Origin of the sequence: Micromonospora sp. NPDC047753 (assembly GCF_040642735.1) — a bacterium.
Lineage (GTDB): Bacteria > Actinomycetota > Actinomycetes > Mycobacteriales > Micromonosporaceae > Micromonospora.
Map to the genome: position 1 here is coordinate 1 of NZ_JBEYSL010000830.1, position 1,596 is coordinate 1,596.

Annotated in this window: 1 protein-coding gene; it reads left to right on the top strand. The window is 72.6% G+C overall.

Features of this window, described 5'->3' with window-relative positions; translation table 11 throughout:
- Positions 1-267: 267 nt before the first annotated feature.
- The coding region (locus ABZ749_RS34980; RefSeq protein ID WP_357235646.1) for a BTAD domain-containing putative transcriptional regulator at positions 268-1,596 on the top strand (1,329 nt) is incomplete at its 3' end.

Consider the following 1,596-nt stretch of genomic DNA (forward strand, 5'->3'; position numbering starts at 1 on the left):
TACGCCACCTGTGTCACCGCAGAAAGTGCAAGATCGCGCGATAGTGGGTCTCCCGGACGGCGGCAACTCCTCCGTCGATGATGGAGTTGTGGTGGGGCACAGAACGGTTTTTCGTGGCTAAAGCGGCCACCATAAATCCATGATCGACGGAGTGGGCGGGGCAGGGCGGGGCGGGGGTCGGTGCTGGTGGGTCGCTCTGTGGTGCGGGAGCGGGTCGGTGGTTTCCGTCCGTCGCTGTGTGCTTTGGGTCGCCTGACCGGCGCTAGGATGACCGCCGTGCAGTTCGGGGTGCTCGGGCCGCTCGCCGTGACCACGGACGTCGGCGAGCCGGTGGTGGTGCCCGGCACCAAGGTGCGGGCGTTGCTGGCCGACCTGTTGGCCAACCGCAACCAGGTGGTCTCGGCGGACCGCCTCATCGACGACCTGTGGGGTGACGACGCTCCCGCCAATCCGACCGGGGCCCTCCAGGTGCGGATATCGCAACTGCGCAAGGCGCTCAACGATGCCGAGCCCGGCGCCCGCGAGCTGGTCGAGTCCCGGCCACCCGGCTACCTGCTGCGGGTCGACGCGGTCGACGTCGACCGCTTCGACGAGCTGGCACGCTGCGCCGACGTCGAACGGTTGACCGAGGCCCTCGCCTTGTGGCGCGGCGAGGCGTACGCCGACGTGGCCGACGCCGAGTTCGTGCGGGCCGAGGCGGCCCGCCTCGCCGAGCAGCGCCTCGTCGTTCAGGAGCGGTTGGCGCAGGCCCGGCTGGCCCGGGGTGAGCATGACCTGGTGGCCGCTGACCTGGCTGAGCTGGTCGCGAGGCATCCGCTGCGCGAGGGCCTGCGGGCGGTGCAGCTTCGCGCGTTGTACGCGGCCGGCCGCCAGTCCGAGGCGTTGGAGAGCTACGCCGAGCTACGGGCCCGCCTCGCCGAGGAGTTGGGCCTCGACCCCGGCCCGGAGCTGGTCGCCCTGCACCGCAGGATCCTCGAACAGGACGCCGGCCTGAACGCCCCGCCGAAGGCCGCGATCGTCCGGGGCAACCTGCCGGCCCCGCTCGACGAGTTGATCGGGCGGGACGAGGCGCTGGCCGAACTGCGGGCGTTGCTGCCCCGGCAGCGGCTCGTCACGCTGGTCGGTCCGGGCGGCGTCGGCAAGACCCGGCTGGCCACCGAGACGGCCCGCGCGGCGTCCTACCCGGACGGCGTCCGACTGGTCGAGCTGGCCCCGCTCCCGGCCGGTGACGCCCGCGTCGCCGAACAGGTCCTCGGCGCTCTGGGCGCACACGAGGCCGCCGGAACAACCCAGTCCCCCGCCGACCGGTTGGTCACGGCCCTGCGGCACCGGCAGTTGCTGCTCGTGCTGGACAACTGCGAACACGTCATCGAACCGGTCGCCGAGCTGGTCGCCCGGCTGCTGCGCGACGTGCCCGGGGTGAGCGTGCTGGCCACCAGCCGGGAGCCACTCGGGCTGACCGGTGAGCGGCTCTGGGAGGTACCCCCACTGCCGGTGCCCGACGACGGTGACCTGGACGCGGTCCGGCGCCGGACTGCGGGCGACGCTGGACCAGTTGAGGGAGGCGACCCGGGCCGGCGACCGGATGGCCAGTTT